Below are 22,577 nucleotides of genomic sequence, written 5' to 3'. Positions count from 1 at the left end.
TTACCCGCCAGCGCGAGTCTGAACAGTTATGTATTAAACCGGTTAACCTGTATTACGCATCCCGGCCGCAACCCCGGCAATTGTCACCATCAGTGCCTGTTCGATTCGCGGGTCAGGTTCACTGCCCTCGGCCTCGGCCTGGCGTGAGCGGTGCAGCAACTCAGCCTGCAGAACATTCAGTGGGTCGGTGTAGATATTACGCAGAGTGATAGACTCCGCAATCCATGGCAAGTCAGCCATCAGATGGGAATCATTGGCAATAGCCAGCACCAGTTTGATGTCAGCTTCCAGTTGTTTGCGCAGTTCCTGGCCCAGAGGCCAGAGCTCTGGTTTCACCAGACGCTGGTCATAGTATTCGGCCAGCCATAAATCGGTTTTTGCAAAGACCATCTCCAGCATGCCAAGGCGTGTGGAGAAGAATGGCCAGTCGCGGCACATGCTTTCTAACTGGTCCTGTTTACCATCATCCACAATTTTCTGTAGTGCAGCACCTGCTCCTAACCATGCTGGTAGCATTAAACGGTTTTGTGTCCAGGCAAAAATCCACGGAATGGCGCGCAGGGATTCCACACCACCATTAGGGCGACGTTTTGCCGGGCGGGAACCCAGCGGCAATTTACCCAGTTCAAGCTCAGGTGTTGCGGAGCGGAAATACGGAACAAAGTCTTTGTTCTCGCGCACATAACCCCGGTACATATTGCAGGAAAGTACGGATAATTCGTCCATAATGTTGCGCCAGCTGGCTTTCGGTTCTGGCGGCGGCAACAGGTTGGCTTCCAGAATTGCCCCGGTATAGAGCGACAGGCTACTGATAGTGACTTCAGGCACACCATATTTGAAGCGAATCATTTCGCCCTGTTCGGTAACACGCAGACCACCTTTCAGGCTGCCTGGCGGTTGAGACAGCAAAGCCGCATGGGCTGGTGCGCCACCACGGCCAATGGAACCACCACGTCCATGGAACAGTGTCAATGCAATGCCTGCTTTTTCACAAGTTTTAATCAGGGCATCCTGTGCCTGATATTGTGCCCACGAAGCGGCCATTACACCGGCATCTTTGGCAGAATCGGAATAGCCGATCATTACCATTTGTTTGCCCTGAATAAACCCGCGATACCAGTCAATGTTCAGTAACTGAGTCATCACATCGTTGGCATTATTCAGGTCATCCAGTGTTTCAAACAGCGGTGCGACTGGCAGAGCAAATTCGATACCCGCTTCTTTCAACAGTAAGTGTACGGCCAGGACATCAGACGGCGTTTTCGCCATGGAAATAACATAAGCGGCGATAGAACCACGCGGCGCTTCGGCAATGACTTTGCAGGTTTCCAGCACTTCGCGCGTGTCGTCGCTTGGTTGCCACTGGCGAGGCAGTAACGGGCGTTTGGAATTCAGTTCGCGAATTAAGAATGCCTGTTTGTCGGCTTCAGACCAGCTTTCATAGTCGCCAAGACCCAGATAGCGAGTGATTTCACCCATGGCATCTGAATGGCGGGTACTTTCCTGGCGAATGTCGATACGAACCAGTGGAACACCGAAGCATTTGATGCGGCGCAGTGTATCCAGCAACTCACCATTAGCAATAATACCCATGCCACAAGCGTGCAGTGACTGGTAGCAGGCATATAATGGATCCCACAATTGTTCGTTTTGCGTGAGCAAACCTTGTGGGCGTGGCAATTTCTGCCCTTTCAGCCGGGCTTCCAGCCAGGTCTGGGTAGCCATTAACTGGCTGCGTAACCCTTTAAGGATATGGCGATAAGGTTCTTCACTATGTTCATCACCGGCCAGTTTAAGCAGTTCAGGTGTGGCATCTGCCATTGAAAGTTCAGAGATAAGCACCTGTATGTCTTTCAGAAACAGGTCAGTGGCTTTCCAGCGGCTGAGTAATAAAACATGGCGAGTAATATCGGCGGTAACGTTTGGGTTGCCATCGCGGTCGCCACCCATCCACGAAGTGAAGCGTACCGGAACGAAATCAACAGGTAACTTGTAGTTAAGATGCTCTTCCAACTGTTCATTCAGTTCACGCAAATAGCCAGGTACACCATCCCACAGGCTGTTTTCAACAACAGCAAAGCCCCATTTAGCTTCATCAACCGGGGACGGGCGGTGTTTACGAATTTCATCGGTATGCCATGACTGGGCAATCAGCTGGCGCAGACGGCGCATTATCTGATTACGTTCATATTCCGGAATATCACTGTGATCCAGTTGTTTAAGACAATTATTCACTTCCACCATTTTATGAATAAGTGTCCGGCGAGTAATTTCTGTCGGGTGCGCGGTTAACACTAATTCCAGTGACAGAGATTCTAATGATTCTTTTATCGCAGCTTCAGTTAAATTGGGTTGTGCTTTTAACTTTTTAATTGTTTTTGCAATAATTTCAGGGCTATTCGCTGATTCACCATTGGCTGAAATGCTGTGAAATTGCTCTGCTGTGTTGGCAAGATTCAGAAACTGACTAAAGGCGCGTGCTACAGGAAGTAGTTCATCTTTAGACAGGTTCTGTAAAGTATTCAGTAACTCCTGCCGATTTGCGTCGTTGCCAGCGCGGGAAGACTTCGACAATTTACGGATTGTTTCTACACGATCAAGAATGTGTTCCCCCAAAACATCCTTAATGGTATCCCCGAGCAATTTGCCGAGCATACTGACATTACTTCGCAAAGCGGAATATTGTTCGTTCATATGACCCCAGACACCCCATCTAAATGCAATTGATTTTCACCCTGGCGGGTTAAACACCGCCTTTTATAAAGCCACGTTAGTTTCCATTCGTCAATTGCTGCGAAATCGCTTCAGCAAACACGTAAATTTGGTGAATTTATGAAATTTAATATTGCTGGCTCCCGATAAGTAATTCTTATGGAATTACACTGATTTCCAGCACTTTCACGCGGAAATACCGATTATTTTCGCGCGAAAATGTTAAATATTACTAATTCACTCTTTTGCCTGATACAAAAGAGTGAATTGGTCTAACCACTGATTTAATGCCAACAAAAATGATGGATAACCTGGGTTATCAGTTCTTGTGTGGGTTTGATAAATCGGGTTTCCAGGTATTCGTCAGGTTGGTGTGCCTGGTTAATAGAGCCAGGGCCAAGTACCAGCGTTGGGCACAAGGTTTGGATAAACGGTGCTTCTGTACAGTAGTTAACGACTTCTGTTGGTGTATTGAGCAGTTTTTCCACCACTGCGACAAGCTCATGGTTCACCGGGCATTCATAACCGGGAATTGGTGGATGTAACTCGGAAATATCCAGGCGGCCAGGCCACTGGTTGCTTACAGGCGATAAGGCCTCTTGCAGCAAGCCATTTAAATCATCCAGTGTCATGCCGGGTAATGGGCGAATATCCATATGTAATTCACAGCAGGCACAAATGCGGTTGGATGCATCACCGCCGTGAATATGGCCCAGGTTGAGTGTTGGATATGGAATGGTGAACGCACCATGGTGGAAACGGGATTTCAGGTCGTCGCGCAAGGCCATGATATGACTAATTGCATCGTGCATCAGCTCGATGGCGTTAATGCCCCTGGCGGGATCGCTGGAATGCCCTGATTGCCCGGTGATCCGGATGGCGCTGGACATATGCCCTTTGTGCGCGCGCACCGGTTGCAATGAGGTAGGCTCGCCAATGATGGCGCAGTCCGGGCGGATTTGTGTATTTTCTGCAAAATAGCGAGCACCGGCCATGGAGGTCTCTTCATCGGCGGTTGCCAAAATGTAGAGCGGTTTGGTCAGGCGGGTGACGTCGATATCACGCAGTGCATCAAGAATGAAGGCAAAGAAACCTTTCATATCTGCCGTGCCCAGCCCGTAAAGTTTATTGTCGTGTTCAGTTAATGAAAACGGGTCGCGAGTCCAGCGGCCGTCGTCAAATGGCACGGTGTCGGTATGCCCGGCAAGCAACAACCCGCCAGCACCCTGGCCGATACGGGCAAGCATATTAAACTTATTACGTGTACCAGGGACTGGCTGGACTTCAACCTGGAACCCCAGGTCGCCAAACCAGCCTGCAAGCAAATTGATTAAAGAAGCATTACTTTGATCCAGTGAACTTTCGGTTGCACTGATAGATGGCGTTGCTATCAACGCTCGATATATCTCGATAAAAGGCGGTAATTTCATCTTCACTGTTGACATGTCCTGGGTCACAATAGTATAGATAATCATGCAAAATTAATGAATAAAAATACATTAACATTGCTCAGAAATGAATCTTTTCTTGCTCTGCTGTTACAGGGCAAAGAGTAAACCAGTAATACGCGGTTCCGGCAGAGGCCGAAGCCAGGTTAAAAATGACGGAAAGAAGGTATACAACCCCAATGTTGAATACGCTGATTGTAGGTGCCAGCGGTTATACCGGCGCAGAGCTTGCTTCCTATGTGAATCGCCATCCTCATATGAACATAACCGCATTGACAGTGTCTGCGCAAAGTTCAGATGCAGGAAAGTTACTTTCAAGTCTTCACCCTCAACTGAAAGGGATTGTGGATTTGCCGCTTCAGCCTATGTCTGATATTAGCGAATTTACGCAAGGTGTTGATGTCGTTTTCCTCGCCACGGCCCACGAAGTCAGCCATGACCTGGCTCCGCAGTTTCTTGCTGCGGGTTGTGTGGTGTTTGATTTATCCGGGGCATACCGGGTTAATAATGCTGAGTTCTATACCCAGTATTACGGTTTCACTCATCAGCATCCAGATTTGCTCGACAGCGCTGTTTATGGCCTTGCTGAGTGGCAGGCAGACAAAATTAAGCAGGCTGATTTAATTGCTGTTCCGGGCTGTTACCCAACAGCCGCACAACTGGCGCTGAAACCGTTGATTGATAATGGTCTGCTGGATCTCACTCAGTGGCCGGTTATCAATGCCACCAGTGGAGTGAGTGGTGCCGGGCGTAAAGCGTCACTGTCTAACAGTTTCTGCGAAGTCAGCCTGCAGCCGTACGGTGTGTTCACCCACCGGCACCAGCCTGAAATCGCATCGCATCTTGGCGCGGATATTATTTTCACCCCGCATCTGGGGAACTTCCCACGAGGCATCCTGGAAACCATCACCTGCCGTTTGCAGGATGGGGTTACTCAGCAGCAAATTGCGGCGGTGTACCAACAGGCTTATGGTGATAAGCCGTTGGTTCGGCTTTATGAGAAAGGTGTGCCTGCACTGAAAAATGTTGTTGGTTTACCATTCTGTGATATCGGTTTTGCCGTACAGGGGCAGCATCTGATTGTTGTCGCCACGGAAGATAACCTGCTCAAAGGCGCAGCTGCTCAGGCGATGCAGTGCGCAAATATTCGGTTTGGTTTTACAGAGACTCAGGCTCTTATTTAAAGCAATCAGGTGAGATGATGAATCCATTAATTATTAAGTTAGGCGGTGTTCTGCTGGATAGTGAAGAAGCACTGGAACGCCTGTTTGCTGCACTGGTTACGTACCGCGAGTCCCACCAGCGCCCTCTGGTTATCGTCCATGGTGGTGGCTGCCTGGTTGATGAATTAATGAAGAAACTGGCTCTGCCCGTGCAGAAAAAAAATGGCTTGCGGGTTACCCCGGCAGATCAGATAGACATTATCACTGGGGCACTGGCCGGTACGGCAAATAAAACATTGCTCGCCTGGGCTCAGAAACACCATATTGATGCTGTAGGGCTGTGCCTTGCGGATGGTGGTAGTGTGACCGTCACTCAGTTGGACGCATCCCTGGGCCATGTTGGCCTGGCAAAACCGGGCTCTGACCGTTTGTTGAACTCACTATTAGCCGGTGGGTTCCTCCCGGTGGTCAGTTCTATTGGCATAACAGAAGATGGTCTGTTGATGAATGTGAACGCAGACCAGGCAGCCACTGCTCTGGCTGCAACCCTGGGCGCTGATTTAATCCTGTTGTCAGATGTGAGTGGTATCCTGGATGGTAAAGGCCAGCGTATTGCCGAAATGACAGCAGAAAAAGCGGAGCAACTGATTGCTCAGGGCATTATTACCGATGGGATGATTGTGAAAGTTAATGCTGCACTGGATGCTGCTCGTACGCTTGGACGCCCGGTAGATATCGCCTCATGGCGCCATGCAGAGCAATTGCCCTCGCTATTCAATGGTATTGCGATTGGTACCCGTATCATTGCGTAACGCACTACACGTTTAACGACTCCATATGGTCTGCAGGGTCAGGCCTAATGCGCTCTTGAAGGAAAAGAAAATGCAAAATCACGGCATCAAAAAAGTTGTTCTCGCCTATTCCGGTGGTCTGGATACCTCCGCCATCATTCCCTGGCTGAAAGAAAACTATCAGGGCTGCGAAGTTGTCGCCTGCGTAGTGGATATTGGGCAGGATCGTGATGATCTGAAAGGGGTTGAACAAAAAGCGCTGCGTTCCGGAGCGATTGAATGCCACGTTGTGGATCTGCGTGAAGAATTTATTCGTGATTATGTTTATCCGGTACTGCAAACCGGTGCACTGTACGAAGGCAGCTACCTGCTGGGTACTTCCATGGCTCGTCCGCTGATTGCTAAGGCACTGGTGGATGTGGCGAAAAAAGTGGGTGCAGATGCACTGGCTCACGGCGCTACTGGTAAGGGTAATGACCAGGTTCGCTTCGAATCTGCCTGGGCTGCCCTGGCTCCTGGCCTCAAAGTCATTGCTCCATGGCGTGAGTGGGATCTGCGTTCCCGTGAAGCATTGCTGGCATACCTGAAAGAGCGCGACATTCCAACAACCGCTTCTCTGGAAAAGATTTACAGCCGTGATGAAAACGCCTGGCATATCTCTACTGAAGGCGGCGTGCTGGAAAGCCCGTGGAATGCACCGAATAAAGATTGCTGGGTATGGACTGTTGACCCGAAAGAAGCGCCGGATGCCGCAGAGCAAGTCACCATTACTGTTGAGCACGGTAAAGTGGTTGCTGTGAACGGTGAAGCAATGAGCCCGTTCAAATGCCTGGAAGCACTGAATGTTCTGGGTTCCAAACATGGCGTTGGTCGTGTTGATATCGTGGAAAACCGCCTGGTGGGTATTAAATCTCGTGGTTGCTACGAAACCCCAGGGGGCACCATTATGATGGCTGCATTGCGTGCTGTTGAGCAGCTGGTACTGGACCGTGACAGCTTCAAATGGCGTGAACAGGTTGGCCTGGAAATGTCCTACGTGGTTTATGACGGCCGTTGGTTTGCACCGCTGCGCCAGTCTTTGCAGGCAGCTGCGGAATCTCTGGCGAGTGAAGTGAATGGTGAAGTGGTACTGGAGCTGTATAAAGGCCGGGTAACTGCTATTCAGAAAAAATCACCCAACAGCCTGTACAGCGAAGAGTTTGCGACTTTCGGTGAAGATGAAGTTTACGACCACAGCCATGCTGGTGGCTTCATTCGGTTGTTCTCCTTGTCTTCACGTATTCGTGCGCTGAACGAACAGAAGAAATAAGTTTTTAGTTTTATCCCCCATGTTGCGTAGACACGGGCAATATGGGGGCCTTTTTTAAACAGGATTCATGTATTACGGAGCGGATTATGGCACTTTGGGGCGGGCGTTTTACTCAGGCAGCGGATCAACGGTTTAAGCAGTTTAACGACTCATTACGCTTTGATTATCGGCTGGCTGAGCAGGATATTGTAGGTTCTGTCGCCTGGTCTAAAGCGTTGGTTACTGTTGGTGTATTGACCGCAGATGAACAACTGCAACTGGAAGCCGCACTCAACGTTCTGCTGGAAGAAGTTCAGGCTTCGCCGGAAGCGATTCTGACCAGTGATGCTGAAGATATTCACAGCTGGGTGGAAGGCAAACTTATCGAGAAAGTGGGCCAGCTGGGTAAAAAACTTCACACTGGGCGTAGCCGTAATGACCAGGTCGCAACTGATTTAAAACTCTGGTGTAAATCCCAGATTACTTATCTGCTCAGTGCCAGCCGTGAGCTGCAAAAAGCGCTGGTAGCAACAGCTGAAGCTAATCAGGATGCCGTTATGCCGGGCTATACCCATTTGCAACGTGCACAACCTGTTACGTTCGCTCACTGGTGCCTGGCTTATGTCGAAATGCTGGCGCGTGATGAAAGCCGCCTGCAGGATGCATTAAAGCGCCTTGACGTCAGCCCGCTGGGATGTGGTGCTCTGGCTGGTACTGCTTATGAGATTGACCGCGAACAACTGGCCGGGTGGCTCGGCTTTGCCAGTGCGACACGCAATAGTCTCGACAGTGTCTCCGACCGTGACCATGTGCTGGAGTTGCTGTCTGACGCATCTATTGGGATGGTGCATTTGTCGCGCTTCGCGGAAGACCTTATCTTCTTTAATACTGGCGAAGCCGGTTTTGTTGAACTGTCTGACCGTGTTACTTCCGGTTCTTCGTTGATGCCGCAAAAAAAGAACCCGGATGCACTGGAGCTGATTCGTGGCAAGTGTGGCCGTGTTCAGGGTGCATTGACCGGCATGATGATGACCCTGAAGGGGTTACCGCTGGCCTACAACAAAGACATGCAGGAAGATAAAGAAGGGCTGTTTGACGCACTGGATACCTGGCTGGATTGCCTGCATATGGCGGCGCTGGTACTGGACGGCATTCAGGTGAAACGCCCGCGTTGCCAGGAAGCAGCAGAGCAGGGTTACGCGAATGCGACTGAGTTGGCTGATTACCTGGTTGCGAAAGGTGTGCCATTCCGTGAAGCTCATCACATTGTAGGTGAAGCGGTGGTTGAAGCCATTCGTCAGGGCAAAGCGCTGGAAGCCTTACCTCTGGTGGAATTACAAAAATTCAGTACCAGTATTGGTGAGGATGTCTACCCCATTTTATCTTTGCAATCTTGCCTGGATAAACGTGCCGCTAAAGGCGGTGTTTCTCCCGCACAGGTCACGCAGGCAATAGCAGAAGCGAAGCAGCGTTTAGTTTAATCTTTGTTTGCTCCTTTAGCGCCCGGCTTTGGTCGGGCTTTTTTATACCTCAGCCCAGGGAAAGCTCTGGTGTGTTAAACAGGCAAAAAAAAGCGGACATTACTGTCCGCTAAACGTTCACGTTGGCTTTTTCATGTCAGAGAGAATCTCTGGTCGCAGCAATAAGTGAGGGTCATTTCACGAGCTTTGCTGCTGTGAGATGCATTATGTCAAAAGATGCTTGATAGGGATAATCGCTGATTGCTATTCTATCTATCGCCAAGGGCTATCGTGGCCCCGGAGGGAGATGAATGAATATTCGTGATCTTGAATATCTAGTCGCGTTAGCCGAACACCGCCATTTTCGTCGTGCTGCCGATGCCTGCCATGTCAGCCAGTCTACGTTAAGTGGACAAATCCGTAAGCTGGAAGATGAACTGGGTGTGATGTTGCTGGAGCGTACCAGTCGTAAAGTCTTATTCACTCAGGCAGGCTTATTGCTGGTGGACCAGGCACGTACGGTATTGCGTGAAGTGAAAGTACTCAAGGAAATGGCAAGTCAGCAAGGAGAGACAATGTCAGGGCCATTGCATATCGGCCTGATTCCTACAGTAGGGCCTTATCTCCTGCCCCACATTATTCCGGCGCTTCACCAGGCTTTTCCAAAGCTGGAAATGTACCTGCATGAAGCCCAAACCCATCAATTGCTTGCGCAGCTTGATAGTGGAAAACTGGATTGCGCTATCCTTGCTTTAGTAAAGGAAAGTGAAGCCTTTATTGAAGTTCCATTGTTTGATGAGCCGATGTTGCTGGCCATTTATGAAGGGCATTCATGGGCGGATCGTGACCGTGTGCCCATGTCCGATTTGTCTGGTGAGAAGTTACTGATGCTGGAGGACGGGCATTGCCTGCGTGACCAGGCAATGGGGTTCTGTTTTGAAGCTGGTGCCGATGAAGACACGCATTTCCGGGCTACCAGCCTTGAAACCCTGCGTAATATGGTTGCGGCTGGCAGCGGTATTACATTACTGCCAGCCCTCGCGGTACCTCACGAAAAACGCCGTGATGGTGTGGTTTATCTGCCGTGCTATAAACCTGAACCCCGCAGAACCATTGGCCTGGTATATCGTCCCGGGTCACCGCTTCGCAGCCGTTATGAGCAACTGGCAGAAGCCATCCGTAAACAGATGGCTGGTCACTTCGACAGTGCGCTAAAACAAGCGGTTTAGGCCGTTCAGCGCAGCTACCCGGTAGGCTTCTGCCATGGTCGGGTAGTTAAAGGTGGTGTTAACGAAATACTCAATCGTGTTACCACCACCTTTCTGTTCCATGATTGCCTGGCCGATATGAATAATCTCTGCGGCACGTTCTCCAAAACAGTGAATCCCCAGGATTTCTTTTGTTTCGCGGTGGAAGAGAATCTTCAGGGTACCAACATTCATACCGACAATTTGTGCCCGGGCCAGGTGTTTAAACTGTGCACGGCCCACTTCATAGGGCACTTTCATTGCAGTTAACTGTTGTTCTGTTTTACCCACCGAACTGATTTCCGGAATGGTATAAATGCCTGTTGGAATATCTTCAACCAGGTGCGCGGATGCTTCGCCTTTAATAATGGCCTGAGCCGCAATACGTCCTTGATCATAGGCCGCGGATGCAAGGCTTGGGTAGCCAATAACATCCCCTACTGCGTAAATATGGGGCTGTGCGGTTTGGTACATACTGTTTACCTTCAGCAATCCTCTGCTGTCCGCTTCTAACCCGACATTTTCAATCGCCAGTGAATCAGTGTTACCCGTGCGCCCGTTGGCATACAGCAGGCAATCGGCTTTGACTTTCTTACCGGATTTAAGGTGGACAATCACACCATCATCAACACCTTCAATTCGTTCGTACTCTTCGTTGTGGCGAATAACAACGCCGCTATTCCAGAAGTGATAAGAAAGCGAATCTGACATCTCTTGATCGAGAAACGCCAGCAACCTGTCACGGGTGTTGATCAGGTCAACTTTGACATTCATTCCCCGGAAAATTGAGGCATACTCGCAACCAATTACACCCGCACCATAAATAATGACATGCTTCGGTTCATGGTGAAGATTGAGGATGGAGTCGCTGTCGTAGATTCGTGGATGGGAAAAATCGACATCCTGAGGGCGATAAGGCCGCGAACCACAGGCAATAACAAATTTTTCTGCTGTTATCTGCTCGATGGTACCGTCATGATATTCGAGCTCAAGTGTATGCTCATCGACAAACGATGCATTGCCCTGGTGAATCTCGCAGTGGTTACGTTCATAGAAGCCCTGGCGCATGCTGGTTTGTTGGCTAATAACACTCTCGGTGTGGTTCAGAATATCGGCGAAGGAAGAGCGCAGAAGTCGGGAGTGGTCGCTATAAAGTGGGTTTTGGTTGAATTCGATAATACGGCTGACTGCGTGACGGAGCGCTTTCGACGGAATAGTTCCCCAGTGGGTACATCCACCGCCGACATTATGATATCGCTCAACGACGGCGACTCTGGCTCCTTGTTTCACCAGACCCATTGCAGCACCTTCGCCGCCGGGGCCGGACCCAATTACTATTACGTCATAATCGTAGGAATGTGGCATGGTAAGGCTTACCTGTTTTTATACGTTAGAGCAACATGATAGTAACATTTGTGAGGAGATAACCCAATATAGATTGGGTGAATTTTATTCTGACGTAATATTGCCCAGATAAACAATCAGTCACAATCCTGGGCAAGTCAGCAGGTTCGATTCTCTGGTATAGTGCCAACAGGAGTGGAAGGATTCAGGCGACCATGATGGGTGTAAGAGCGCAACAAAAAGAACGTACTCGCCGTTCGTTAATCGAGGCTGCATTTAGCCAGTTGAGTGCTGAGCGTAGTTTTGCCAGCCTGAGTTTACGTGAAGTCGCGCGTGAAGCTGGTATTGCGCCTACGTCGTTTTATCGGCATTTTCGTGATGTTGATGAACTGGGCCTTACGATGGTTGACGAGAGTGGCCTTATGCTGCGTCAGTTGATGCGGCAGGCCAGGCAACGTATTGCCCGTGGTGGGAGTGTTATTCGGACATCGGTATCCACCTTTATGGAGTTTATCGGCAACAACCCCAATGCATTCCGTCTTCTTCTCCGGGAACGTTCGGGAACTTCGGCTGCGTTCAGGGCAGCCGTTGCACGCGAGATCCAACATTTTATTGCGGAACTTGCGGATTATTTAGAACTCGAAAATCGTATGCCGCGGTCATTTACAGAGGCACAGGCAGAAGCAATGGTCACGATTGTGTTCAGTGCGGGTGCTGAAGCTCTGGATGTCGATATAGAACAACGGCGGCAACTTGAAGAGCGGCTGGTGTTACAGTTGCGTATGATTTCTAAAGGGGCCTACTACTGGTATCGCCGCGAACAAGAAAAGATGGCACAACATTCTGAAGAGTGAAGGACGAGCAATGAAACAATCTGGTCAAGAAAAAGCGACTCTGCTACTGGCGCTCATCGCCGGTTTGTCCATTAATGGCGCATGTTCAGCGCTGTTTAGTTCAATTGTACCATTTTCCCTGTTTCCCATAATATCTCTGGTACTGGCTGTGTATTGCCTGCATCAGCGTTACCAAAACCGAACAATGCCTGAAGGGTTGCCGGGGATTGCCGCTGCCTGTTTTATCCTGGGCGTGCTGGTATACAGTGCTGTGGTGCGTGCTGAATACCCATCAATTGGTTCCAATTTCCTGCCATCAGTGCTGTCTGTGGTGCTGCTGTTTTGGATTTTCTACAAACTCCGCGCTCGCCGCGAAGACAACTAATGTGTTGTTACAGATAATAAAAAAGGCGCAGATGCGCCTTTTTTATTGGTGTGCTGATAGCGTTTATTTTTTGCTAAGCAATACACCACATTCCATATGATGGGTATAAGGGAACTGATCAAACAGTGCCAGGCGTGAAATGTGGTGTGTTCTGGAAAGAGTTTGCAGGTTATTACATAAGGTTTCCGGGTTGCAGGAAATATATAAAATCTGCGGGTAAGCCTGCACCATATTAAGTGTTTCATTATCTAATCCGCTACGCGGCGGATCGACAAAAATGGTATTACAGTGATAGCTTTGTAAATCAATGCCTTCCAGTCGGTTAAATTTCCGGATACCTTGCATTGCCTGGGTAAATTCTTCTGCAGACATCCGGATAATTTGTACATTATCGATATGGTTTGCCGCAATGTTGTATTGTGCCGCTGCTACGGACGGCTTAGCGATTTCGGTTGCGAGTACCCGGTCGAAGTTACGTGCCAGTGCCAGTGAAAAATTCCCGTTACCGCAATAAAGCTCCAGTAAATCCCCTGTAGCGCCTTTAGTCACGTTCAGTGCCCATTCCAGCATTTGAATGTTCATGGCGGCATTTGGCTGGGTGAAACTATTTTCCACCTGGCGGTAAACCATTGGTTGCCCGGCCACAGGCAGCGTTTCATCCACAAAGTCCTGGTCGAGCGTGATTTTTGTTTTTGTTGCGCGCCCAATCAGATGCACATTGAAACCTTGTGCTCGCAGGGTATCGCGCAGTTGCGCTGCTGCCGCGCGCCAGTCGTCATCCAGTGCACGGTGATACAGTAAAGAGACAACTGCCTGACCACTCAATGTGGATAAGTAGTCCAGTTGAAATAACTTTTTGCGCAGCACAGGTTGAGCGCGCACGGCATCCAGAACGGCAACCATCAGTGCATTAATCAGTTCGCTGGCTGCCGGAAAACTGTCTACCCGAATGCGCTGGCGGGTTTGTTGGTCGAAAATAATATGGTAAAGATCATCACCTTCATGCCAGACCCGGAATTCGGCCCGCATGCGGTAGTGGCTGGCCGGTGAACGAAACACCTCTACATCAGGCGCTGCAAAAGCGGCCATCATCGCTTTAAGGCGAGACACTTTTTCAGCCAGTTGAGCGTCATACTGTTCTGTCGGGAGATGTTCGGGGGTCATACCTGCTGTCCTGAATAAGAAATTACGCGGGGGATTGTAGGGAATGGTGGCGTATTGTCCAGCCTCGTTATTATCAAATTCAATTTTCGGAAGTCTGGACATCTATATAGGGCGAATGTAGCATGCATTTTCCGGCCTCCATGAGTTAAAAGGGAATCCAGTGTAAATCTGGAGCTGACGCGCAGCGGTAATAGTTGGTTGGATGATAGCGTTTATCGCAAACACTGCTTATTTTCTGCATTAAACAGAATTCAGGTGGGAAGTTTTCATCCTGGAAAAACCATTAAGCCCGAAGACCTGCCGGATACACGTCGCAATTGATCACTCATCGCGTGCTATAGAGTGAGCCTGCGGCATCCTTAAGAATCTCCGGATGCTTATTTTAATGATGATAAAAAAACTCTCGCTGCTGACAGCCGCTTCTGTCACGGCTTTTTCTGCCTGGTCGCAAGACAATCAATCAAATACTATGGTTGTAACGGCCAGCCGTTTTCAGCAACCTGTGAGTAGTGTGCTGGCACCGACTGAAGTCATTACAAGAGAAGAAATTAATAAATGGCAGGCGAAAACACTAAATGATGTGATGCGTCGCTTACCCGGTGTGGATATCGCTCAATACGGTGGTATGGGGCAAACTTCTTCTATGTTTATTCGGGGAACCAGTGCCAGCCATGTTCTGGTCTTGATTGATGGTGTTCCGGTAGTTCGCCCAGGAATTTCCAATACTGTTGATTTCAACCAAATTCCACTATCTCTGGTTCAACGTATTGAATATATACGTGGGCCACGGTCATCGGTTTATGGTTCTGGTGCAATTGGCGGGGTAATTAATATTATTACCCAGGATGACAATGCAAAATCTCAAATTAATGTAGGGACGGGGTCAAAAGGCTTTCAGCAGTATGATGGTGCCTGGCGCCAACGTTTTGATAATACAGTTGCTACACTTGCCGGCTCATATCAGAGTACTAAAGGCTTTAATGTGCAGCCTGGCTCAACCTGGTCTCATGATAATGACCGTGATGGTTGGCGTAGTAAGTCTTTCTGGGGCGGCTTACAGCACCAGTTCAACGAGAATCTTGATGGTTTTATTCGTGGTTATGGCTATAGCAATAACACAGATTACGATTTAGGTAGTGCGCCATATAGTGCGGCATACAGTGCGGATGAAGAACAGCTTTATAGCCGCTCTTTTGATGCAGGGATACACTTCAACTCAGGGATATACTCTTCGCAACTTATTGCCAGCTACCAGAAAGAAAAAGATTACAATTACAGCAGTATTTATGGGCGTTATAACGATGGCACCTCTTTGGACCAAATTGAGCAACGCAATATTCAATGGGGAAATAATATTGTCGTTGGGCACGGTTCAGTGAGTGCTGGTGTTGACTGGCAACAACAGCGCCTGCGTTCTTCAGATACCACAGTTTCTGACACTTATAAGCGAGATAACACCGGTATCTACCTGACCGGGCAGCAGCAAGTTGGAGATTTTACTCTTGAAGCATCCGGGCGTAGCGATCATGATGAGCAGCTTGGCTGGCATAGCACCTGGCAAAGTGCATTAGGGTGGGAATTCGTTGATGGGTATCGTGCATCTGTTTCTTATGGTACTGCGTTCCTGGCGCCTTCGCTTGGTCAAGAGTTTGGTTCCACTCGTTTTGGCATTGCTGCAAACCCTGACCTCAAGCCTGAAGAATCTCGCCAGTGGGAGTTTGGCCTGGAAGGGTTAAGCGGGCCTGTTGACTGGCGTTTGTCAGCATATCGCGAAGAAATTCGTAACCTCATTACCTATTACACTGACCCGGTAACCTATGACGGTGCCTATGCCAATATTGATTCGGCAACAATAAAAGGCATTGAATGGACTGGTAGTGTTGATACCGGCATTTTTACCCACCGTGTAACGCTACAGTATATGGACCCTCGTAATGACCAGAATGGTGAGGTTCTTGCTCGTCGTGCTAAACGGCAGGCTAAATACCAGTTGGACTGGACGATGTTTGATGTCGGTATGGATGTGTCCTGGCAGTACTATGGAAAACGTTATGACAATAATTCGTCCGACTACAATCCGTCACAACAAATTTTGCCGAGTTATAGCACGGTTGATATTGCTGCATCGTATCCAGTGACCTCTCATCTGACAGTTCGTGGTAAAATAGCAAACCTGTTCGATAAAAATTACGAGACAGCTTATGGCTACCAAACTGCAGGACGAGAGTACTACTTGTCTGGCAGCTACACCTTCTGATGCAAGACCCTCCGTTCTGGTTTTTGATTCCGGAGTCGGTGGGTTATCGGTTTATGATGAGATCCGGCATCTTCTTCCGGATCTCCATTACATCTACGCTTTCGATAACGTTGCTTTTCCTTATGGTGAAAAAAGTGAAGAGTTTGTCGTTGAGCGTGTCGTCAGCATTGTTACTGCCGTCCAGAAACGCACTCCGCTTGCCCTGACTGTTATTGCGTGCAATACCGCAAGTACTGTTTCTCTGCCCGCATTACGTGAAAAATTCGCTTTCCCTGTAGTGGGGGTGGTTCCTGCTATTAAGCCAGCCGCGCGCCTGACCGCAAACGGGGTTGTGGGGTTACTGGCAACTCGTGGCACAGTCCGCCGGGCGTATACGCGTGAACTGATTGACCGTTTCGCTCATGAATGCCGTATTGAAATGCTGGGGTCTGCCGAACTGGTTGAACTGGCTGAACATAAATTACATGGACAACCGGTATCCCTTGATGAACTGCGCCATATCTTGCGCCCGTGGTTAAAAATGGCTGAGCCGCCAGACACTGTTGTGCTCGGGTGTACACATTTCCCTTTATTACAAGAAGAACTGGCCCAGGTATTACCGGAAGGCACGCGTTTGATTGATTCTGGTGCGGCAATAGCAAGAAGAACCGCCTGGCTATTAGAGCATGAAGCGCCAGATGCAAAATCAACGGATGAGAATATTGCCTACTGTATGGCACTCACGCCTGAAACTGCCTGTTTAATGCCCGTTTTATCTCGTTATGGGTTCCAAAAGCTTGAGGTTTTGCCGCTTTTGCCTCCAATTGAGTAAAAAAGCAACGGTTGATAAAGTTTTTGCAAAACAGAGCTTGCCAGCGAGAGATTAGTCCCTATAATGCGCCACCACTGACACGGCACAACGGCAAACAAACCGGCCTGTCAGGCAAAGTTAAGTAAAAATAAATGCTTGACTCTGTAGCGGGAAAGCGTAATATACGCAGCCCGCGCCACCCGGAAATACGGTGGCACTGCTCTTTAACAATTTATCAGACAATCTGTGTGGGCACTCATAAGCACTGATATCTTAACGTCGCAAGACGCTAAAAATTATCAAGTCTTAAAGAGTGACTAACAGTTAATTCATTACGAATAAACAGTTTAATTCTTTGAGCATCAAACTTTAAATTGAAGAGTTTGATCATGGCTCAGATTGAACGCTGGCGGCAGGCCTAACACATGCAAGTCGAGCGGCAGCGGGAAGAAGCTTGCTTCTTTGCCGGCGAGCGGCGGACGGGTGAGTAATGTCTGGGAAACTGCCTGATGGAGGGGGATAACTACTGGAAACGGTGGCTAATACCGCATAACGTCGCAAGACCAAAGAGGGGGACCTTCGGGCCTCTTGCCATCAGATGTGCCCAGATGGGATTAGCTTGTTGGTGAGGTAACGGCTCACCAAGGCGACGATCCCTAGCTGGTCTGAGAGGATGACCAGCCACACTGGAACTGAGACACGGTCCAGACTCCTACGGGAGGCAGCAGTGGGGAATATTGCACAATGGGCGCAAGCCTGATGCAGCCATGCCGCGTGTATGAAGAAGGCCTTCGGGTTGTAAAGTACTTTCAGTCAGGAGGAAGGTGGTGAGCTTAATACGTTCATCAATTGACGTTACTGACAGAAGAAGCACCGGCTAACTCCGTGCCAGCAGCCGCGGTAATACGGAGGGTGCAAGCGTTAATCGGAATTACTGGGCGTAAAGCGCACGCAGGCGGTCTGTCAAGTCGGATGTGAAATCCCCGGGCTCAACCTGGGAACTGCATTCGAAACTGGCAGGCTGGAGTCTCGTAGAGGGAGGTAGAATTCCAGGTGTAGCGGTGAAATGCGTAGAGATCTGGAGGAATACCGGTGGCGAAGGCGGCCTCCTGGACGAAGACTGACGCTCAGGTGCGAAAGCGTGGGGAGCAAACAGGATTAGATACCCTGGTAGTCCACGCCGTAAACGATGTCGACTTGGAGGCTGTGCCCTTGAGGCGTGGCTTCCGGAGCTAACGCGTTAAGTCGACCGCCTGGGGAGTACGGCCGCAAGGTTAAAACTCAAATGAATTGACGGGGGCCCGCACAAGCGGTGGAGCATGTGGTTTAATTCGATGCAACGCGAAGAACCTTACCTGGTCTTGACATCCAGAGAATCCTGCAGAGATGCGGGAGTGCCTTCGGGAGCTCTGAGACAGGTGCTGCATGGCTGTCGTCAGCTCGTGTTGTGAAATGTTGGGTTAAGTCCCGCAACGAGCGCAACCCTTATCCTTTGTTGCCAGCGGTTAGGCCGGGAACTCAAAGGAGACTGCCAGTGATAAACTGGAGGAAGGTGGGGATGACGTCAAGTCATCATGGCCCTTACGACCAGGGCTACACACGTGCTACAATGGCGCATACAAAGAGAAGCGAACTTGCGAGAGTAAGCGGACCTCATAAAGTGCGTCGTAGTCCGGATTGGAGTCTGCAACTCGACTCCATGAAGTCGGAATCGCTAGTAATCGCGGATCAGAATGCCGCGGTGAATACGTTCCCGGGCCTTGTACACACCGCCCGTCACACCATGGGAGTGGGTTGCAAAAGAAGTAGGTAGCTTAACCTTCGGGAGGGCGCTTACCACTTTGTGATTCATGACTGGGGTGAAGTCGTAACAAGGTAACCGTAGGGGAACCTGCGGTTGGATCACCTCCTTACCTTAAAGATACGGTCTTTTGCAGTGCTCACATAGATTGTCTGATGAAAAGAAAAACGGGCAGTAAAACTTCTGCAGGCTTGTAGCTCAGGTGGTTAGAGCGCACCCCTGATAAGGGTGAGGTCGGTGGTTCAAGTCCACTCAGGCCTACCAAATTCCCTTTCATACTGCGTTGCAAAAACGCTCGCATAGTTTACTATGCGTCGCCTTTTCGCGTCTTGTCTGAAAGCGAATTATCGGTATCAGAAAGTTGCCAAACGATGGGGCTATAGCTCAGCTGGGAGAGCGCCTGCTTTGCACGCAGGAGGTCTGCGGTTCGATCCCGCATAGCTCCACCATCCCTGTCCGTTAAAATAGTTCAGAGTGTACTGAATCAGTATGCTGTGAAGTATTATGCTCTTTAAAAATCCGGAACAAGCTGAAAATTGAAACACAGAACAACGCAAGTTGTTCGTGAGTCTCTCAAAACTTACAGCACGAAGACATCTTCGGGTTGTGAGGTTAAGCGACTAAGCGTACACGGTGGATGCCCTGGCAGTCAGAGGCGATGAAGGACGTGCTAATCTGCGAAAAGCGCCGGTGAGGTGATATGAACCGTTATAACCGGCGATGTCCGAATGGGGAAACCCAGTGTGACTCGTCACACTATCATTAACTGAATCCATAGGTTAATGAGGCGAACCGGGAGAACTGAAACATCTAAGTACCCCGAGGAAAAGAAATCAACCGAGATTCCCCAAGTAGCGGCGAGCGAACGGGGAAGAGCCCAGAGTCTGAATCAGCAGGTGTGTTAGTGGAACGGTCCGGAATGGCCGGCGATACAGGGTGAAAGCCCCGTACACGAAAGCGCACCTGTTGTGAGCTCGATGAGTAGGGCGGGACACGTGGTATCCTGTCTGAATATGGGGGGACCATCCTCCAAGGCTAAATACTCCTGACTGACCGATAGTGAACCAGTACCGTGAGGGAAAGGCGAAAAGAACCCCGGCGAGGGGAGTGAAAAAGAACCTGAAACCGTGTACGTACAAGCAGTGGGAGCCCCACCACCAAAGCGTTTCGCTTTGCGTGGTGCGCAAAATGCGTAACGACAGCGCGACTGACGGTTAACGGAGCGTAAGCGACGTTCAACTTAAAAAATCAGGCAGTGGAGCGTTTTGGGGTGGGGTGACTGCGTACCTTTTGTATAATGGGTCAGCGACTTATATTCTGTAGCAAGGTTAACCGTATAGGGGAGCCGCAGGGAAACCGAGTCTTAACCGGGCGTCCAGTTGCAGGGTATAGACCCGAAACCCGGTGATCTAGCCATGGGCAGGTTGAAGGTTGGGTAACACTAACTGGAGGACCGAACCGACTAATGTTGAAAAATTAGCGGATGACCTGTGGCTGGGGGTGAAAGGCCAATCAAACCGGGAGATAGCTGGTTCTCCCCGAAAGCTATTTAGGTAGCGCCTCGTGAATTCATCTCCGGGGGTAGAGCACTGTTTCGGCTAGGGGGCCATCCCGGCTTACCAACCCGATGCAAACTACGAATACCGGAGAATGTTATCACGGGAGACACACGGCGGGTGCTAACGTCCGTCGTGAAGAGGGAAACAACCCAGACCGCCAGCTAAGGTCCCAAAGTCATGGTTAAGTGGGAAACGATGTGGGAAGGCCCAGACAGCCAGGATGTTGGCTTAGAAGCAGCCATCATTTAAAGAAAGCGTAATAGCTCACTGGTCGAGTCGGCCTGCGCGGAAGATGTAACGGGGCTAAACCATGCACCGAAGCTGCGGCAGCGACACTAAGTGTTGTTGGGTAGGGGAGCGTTCTGTAAGCCGGTGAAGGTGTGCTGTGAGGCATGCTGGAGGTATCAGAAGTGCGAATGCTGACATAAGTAACGATAATGCGGGTGAAAAACCCGCACGCCGGAAGACCAAGGGTTCCTGTCCAACGTTAATCGGGGCAGGGTGAGTCGACCCCTAAGGCGAGGCCGAAAGGCGTAGTCGATGGGAAACAGGTTAATATTCCTGTACTTGGTGTTACTGCGAAGGGGGGACGGAGAAGGCTGTGTCATCCGGGCGACGGTTGTCCCGGTTTAAGCGTGAAGGTGGAGTGACCAGGCAAATCCGGTTACTCATTAACACTGAGGCGTGATGACGAGGCACTACGGTGCTGAAGTGACAGATGCCCTGCTTCCAGGAAAAGCCTCTAAGCTCCAGGTAACACGAAATCGTACCCCAAACCGACACAGGTGGTCAGGTAGAGAATACCAAGGCGCTTGAGAGAACTCGGGTGAAGGAACTAGGCAAAATGGTGCCGTAACTTCGGGAGAAGGCACGCTGACATGTAGGTGAAGTCCCTCGCGGATGGAGCTGAAGTCAGTCGAAGATACCAGCTGGCTGCAACTGTTTATTAAAAACACAGCACTGTGCAAACACGAAAGTGGACGTATACGGTGTGACGCCTGCCCGGTGCCGGAAGGTTAATTGATGGGGTCAGCGCAAGCGAAGCTCCTGATCGAAGCCCCGGTAAACGGCGGCCGTAACTATAACGGTCCTAAGGTAGCGAAATTCCTTGTCGGGTAAGTTCCGACCTGCACGAATGGCGTAATGATGGCCAGGCTGTCTCCACCCGGGACTCAGTGAAATTGAACTCGCCGTGAAGATGCGGTGTACCCGCGGCAAGACGGAAAGACCCCGTGAACCTTTACTATAGCTTGACACTGAACATTGAGCCTTGATGTGTAGGATAGGTGGGAGGCTTTGAAGTGTGGACGCCAGTCTGCATGGAGCCAACCTTGAAATACCACCCTTTAATGTTTGATGTTCTAACCTGGCGCCATAATCTGGCGTGGGGACAGTGTCTGGTGGGTAGTTTGACTGGGGCGGTCTCCTCCTAAAGTGTAACGGAGGAGCACGAAGGTTGGCTAATCCTGGTCGGACATCAGGAGGTTAGTGCAATGGCATAAGCCAGCTTGACTGCGAGCGTGACGGCGCGAGCAGGTGCGAAAGCAGGTCATAGTGATCCGGTGGTTCTGAATGGAAGGGCCATCGCTCAACGGATAAAAGGTACTCCGGGGATAACAGGCTGATACCGCCCAAGAGTTCATATCGACGGCGGTGTTTGGCACCTCGATGTCGGCTCATCACATCCTGGGGCTGAAGTAGGTCCCAAGGGTATGGCTGTTCGCCATTTAAAGTGGTACGCGAGCTGGGTTTAGAACGTCGTGAGACAGTTCGGTCCCTATCTGCCGTGGGCGCTGGAGAATTGAGGGGGGCTGCTCCTAGTACGAGAGGACCGGAGTGGACGCATCACTGGTGTTCGGGTTGTCATGCCAATGGCACTGCCCGGTAGCTACATGCGGAAGAGATAAGTGCTGAAAGCATCTAAGCACGAAACTTGCCCCGAGATGAGTTCTCCCTGACTCTTTGAGAGTCCTGAAGGAACGTTGAAGACGACGACGTTGATAGGCCGGGTGTGTAAGCGCAGCGATGCGTTGAGCTAACCGGTACTAATGAACCGTGAGGCTTAACCTTACAACGCCAAAGATGTTTTGGTGTGAGAGAGACGACGATTTTCAGCCTGTTAACGGATAAGATTCATGGCCGTGAGGCGGTGAATGAAACAGAATATGCCTGGCGGCAAGAGCGCGGTGGTCCCACCTGACCCCATGCCGAACTCAGAAGTGAAACGCCGTAGCGCCGATGGTAGTGTGGGGTCTCCCCATGCGAGAGTAGGGAACTGCCAGGCTTTAATTTAAGCATCTGCATCATGCGGGTGTGGAAAGAAAAAGTAATAAGC

At 50.1% G+C, this 22,577-nt stretch carries 13 protein-coding genes, 2 tRNA genes, 3 rRNA genes and 1 riboswitch; of the genes, 14 read left to right on the top strand and 4 right to left on the bottom strand.

Annotated features, from left to right (window positions below):
* Window positions 1-42: 42 nt before the first annotated feature.
* Both ppc and argE read right to left on the bottom strand, forming a co-directional pair.
* Complete coding sequence (gene ppc, locus MPHASIOC01_RS26585; protein ID WP_064596117.1) at window positions 43-2,694, bottom strand: phosphoenolpyruvate carboxylase; 2,652 nt, start codon at window positions 2,692-2,694, stop codon at window positions 43-45.
* Between the two features lie 302 nt (window positions 2,695-2,996).
* A complete protein-coding gene (gene argE / locus MPHASIOC01_RS26580; RefSeq protein ID WP_353613620.1) occupies window positions 2,997-4,148 on the bottom strand; it encodes an acetylornithine deacetylase in 1,152 nt (383 codons plus the stop codon).
* 191 nt (window positions 4,149-4,339) lie between these two features.
* Here argE and argC point away from each other — a divergent pair, with 191 nt between their 5' ends.
* From argC to oxyR, 5 genes are all read left to right on the top strand, one after another.
* Window positions 4,340-5,344, top strand: a complete 1,005-nt coding sequence (gene argC / locus MPHASIOC01_RS26575; protein ID WP_064596116.1) for an N-acetyl-gamma-glutamyl-phosphate reductase — start codon at window positions 4,340-4,342, stop codon at window positions 5,342-5,344.
* 14 nt (window positions 5,345-5,358) lie between these two features.
* Window positions 5,359-6,135 carry an acetylglutamate kinase gene (gene argB, locus MPHASIOC01_RS26570; protein ID WP_353613619.1) on the top strand — a complete coding sequence of 259 codons (777 nt, stop codon included), beginning with the start codon at window positions 5,359-5,361 and terminating at the stop codon, window positions 6,133-6,135.
* A 70-nt stretch (window positions 6,136-6,205) separates the two neighbouring features.
* Window positions 6,206-7,423: an argininosuccinate synthase gene (locus tag MPHASIOC01_RS26565; protein ID WP_353613618.1), complete on the top strand. Its 1,218-nt coding sequence runs from the start codon at window positions 6,206-6,208 to the stop codon at window positions 7,421-7,423.
* Between the two features lie 86 nt (window positions 7,424-7,509).
* Window positions 7,510-8,883 carry an argininosuccinate lyase gene (gene argH / locus MPHASIOC01_RS26560; protein ID WP_064596113.1) on the top strand — a complete coding sequence of 458 codons (1,374 nt, stop codon included), beginning with the start codon at window positions 7,510-7,512 and terminating at the stop codon, window positions 8,881-8,883.
* Window positions 8,884-9,173: 290 nt separating this feature from the next.
* Window positions 9,174-10,091 carry a DNA-binding transcriptional regulator OxyR gene (gene oxyR, locus MPHASIOC01_RS26555; protein WP_353613617.1) on the top strand — a complete coding sequence of 306 codons (918 nt, stop codon included), beginning with the start codon at window positions 9,174-9,176 and terminating at the stop codon, window positions 10,089-10,091.
* On the opposite strand, the gene sthA is transcribed toward oxyR, so the two are convergent.
* Window positions 10,074-11,474, bottom strand: a complete 1,401-nt coding sequence (sthA, locus tag MPHASIOC01_RS26550) for a Si-specific NAD(P)(+) transhydrogenase (RefSeq protein ID WP_064596109.1) — start codon at window positions 11,472-11,474, stop codon at window positions 10,074-10,076. The genes oxyR and sthA overlap by 18 nt on opposite strands.
* Window positions 11,475-11,668: 194 nt before the next feature.
* On the opposite strand from sthA, the gene fabR reads away from it, so the two are divergent.
* Window positions 11,669-12,307 carry an HTH-type transcriptional repressor FabR gene (gene fabR / locus MPHASIOC01_RS26545; protein ID WP_064596107.1) on the top strand — a complete coding sequence of 213 codons (639 nt, stop codon included), beginning with the start codon at window positions 11,669-11,671 and terminating at the stop codon, window positions 12,305-12,307.
* Between the two features lie 10 nt (window positions 12,308-12,317).
* Window positions 12,318-12,671: a YijD family membrane protein gene (locus MPHASIOC01_RS26540; RefSeq protein WP_064596105.1), complete on the top strand. Its 354-nt coding sequence runs from the start codon at window positions 12,318-12,320 to the stop codon at window positions 12,669-12,671.
* Window positions 12,672-12,734: 63 nt separating this feature from the next.
* Here the strand turns inward: MPHASIOC01_RS26540 and trmA are convergent, their stop codons facing one another.
* The gene (gene trmA, locus MPHASIOC01_RS26535; protein ID WP_353613616.1) at window positions 12,735-13,835 is read right to left on the bottom strand and encodes a tRNA (uridine(54)-C5)-methyltransferase TrmA; all 1,101 of its coding nucleotides are present in this window, start codon (window positions 13,833-13,835) and stop codon (window positions 12,735-12,737) included.
* A 115-nt stretch (window positions 13,836-13,950) separates the two neighbouring features.
* A riboswitch (cobalamin riboswitch) is annotated at window positions 13,951-14,155 on the top strand.
* A gap of 68 nt (window positions 14,156-14,223) precedes the next feature.
* On the opposite strand from trmA, the gene btuB reads away from it, so the two are divergent.
* The 7 genes from btuB (at window position 14,224) to rrf (ending at window position 22,526) form a co-directional block, all read left to right on the top strand.
* Complete coding sequence (gene btuB / locus MPHASIOC01_RS26530) at window positions 14,224-16,092, top strand: TonB-dependent vitamin B12 receptor BtuB (RefSeq protein ID WP_082917839.1); 1,869 nt, start codon at window positions 14,224-14,226, stop codon at window positions 16,090-16,092.
* The gene (murI, locus tag MPHASIOC01_RS26525; protein ID WP_064596100.1) at window positions 16,037-16,903 is read left to right on the top strand and encodes a glutamate racemase; all 867 of its coding nucleotides are present in this window, start codon (window positions 16,037-16,039) and stop codon (window positions 16,901-16,903) included. Before btuB ends, murI begins: the two co-directional genes overlap by 56 nt.
* Window positions 16,904-17,253: 350 nt before the next feature.
* Window positions 17,254-18,795 (top strand): 16S ribosomal RNA (locus MPHASIOC01_RS26520).
* A 75-nt stretch (window positions 18,796-18,870) separates the two neighbouring features.
* Window positions 18,871-18,947: transfer RNA gene (locus MPHASIOC01_RS26515), tRNA-Ile, on the top strand.
* 109 nt (window positions 18,948-19,056) lie between these two features.
* Window positions 19,057-19,132: transfer RNA gene (locus tag MPHASIOC01_RS26510), tRNA-Ala, on the top strand.
* Between the two features lie 161 nt (window positions 19,133-19,293).
* Window positions 19,294-22,312: ribosomal RNA gene (locus tag MPHASIOC01_RS26505) — 23S ribosomal RNA — on the top strand.
* A 98-nt stretch (window positions 22,313-22,410) separates the two neighbouring features.
* Window positions 22,411-22,526: ribosomal RNA gene (gene rrf, locus MPHASIOC01_RS26500) — 5S ribosomal RNA — on the top strand.
* The 16S, 23S and 5S rRNA genes sit together here with 2 tRNA genes alongside, the layout of an rRNA operon.
* Window positions 22,527-22,577: the final 51 nt, after the last annotated feature.

Origin of the sequence: Mangrovibacter phragmitis, assembly GCF_040429585.1 — a bacterium.
Classification (GTDB): Bacteria; Pseudomonadota; Gammaproteobacteria; order Enterobacterales; family Enterobacteriaceae; genus Mangrovibacter; species Mangrovibacter phragmitis.
Note: the sequence above shows the minus strand (reverse complement) of the source record. Positions and strands in the feature narration are given on the sequence as shown.